Below are 1009 nucleotides of genomic sequence, written 5' to 3'. Positions count from 1 at the left end.
TCTTCATGTCACCGTGCCTCAGGCCTTGTCGTCCTCGGCATCGGCCTCGGCCGCGGACTGCTCCAGCGGCTCGTACTCCTCGTCGTCCTCGTCGTAGTACTCGGCGACGTCGGAGGCGCGCTCGGCCGCGGCGATCTCCGCAGCGTCCTCACCCTCGTCCTCGTCCTCGTCCTCGTCCTCGGCGTAACCCTCGTCCTCAGCGTCGTCCTCGTCCTCGTCGTCGGCGAGGTCGGAGAGGTCGATCGAGGCGTCGACGAACTCGACACCGTCGAGCTCGGCGAGACGGTCGGAGGCGTCGGTGGAGCCGTCCTTGTCCGCCTCGAGGGTCTTGCCGAACCACTCGCGCGCCTCGTCCTCACGGCCGGCCGCCAGCAGGGCGTCGGCGTAGGCGTACCGCAGGCGCGCGGTCCAGGGCTGAATGGAACTGGAGGCCAGCTCCGGGCTCTGCAGGGTCACGATGGCCGCTTCGAGCTGGCCTTGGTCCCGCCGGGCACCGGCCGCGACCAGACGCATCTCGACCTGACCGGCCTTGTCCAGCTTCTGCACCTCGGGCTCGCCGGCCATGGCCAGTGCCCGCTCCGGACGGCCCAGGCCGCGCTCGCAGTCGGCCATGACGGGCCACAGCTCGACGGAGCCGGTCATGCGCTTGGCGGCACGGAACTCCGCGAGGGCCTCGCTGTACTTCTGCGTGGCGTACGCGGCGAAGCCGGCGGCCTCGCGGACGGCGGCGACGCGAGAGGCCAGCCGCAGGGCGATGCGCGAGTACGCGTACGCCTGCTCGGGCTCGTCGTCGATCAGCCGCGCGACCATGACGAGGTTCTTGGAAACCTCTTCGGCCAGGCCCTTGGGCAGGCTCAGCAGCTCCTGACGCACATCGGCGTCGATCTCGAAGCCGGTGACGTCCTCGTCGATCGGAAGCCGCTTGACCGGGTCCCGGTCACGGTCCGCGCGGAAGTCACGGTCGCCGCCACGGTCATCGCGACCACGGTAGCCACCACGGTCACCACCG

The 1009-nt window shown here is 70.7% G+C and carries 1 protein-coding gene; it reads right to left on the bottom strand.

The window, feature by feature from the left end; all coding sequences use genetic code 11:
• Positions 1-18: 18 nt before the first annotated feature.
• Positions 19-873: a tetratricopeptide repeat protein gene (locus ACWGIU_RS38450; protein ID WP_453712801.1), complete on the bottom strand. Its 855-nt coding sequence runs from the start codon at positions 871-873 to the stop codon at positions 19-21.
• Between the last annotated feature and the right edge of the window lie 136 nt (positions 874-1009).

It is taken from the genome of Streptomyces sp. NPDC054840, assembly GCF_053611065.1.
This window is presented reverse-complemented; position numbering and strand designations above follow the sequence as displayed.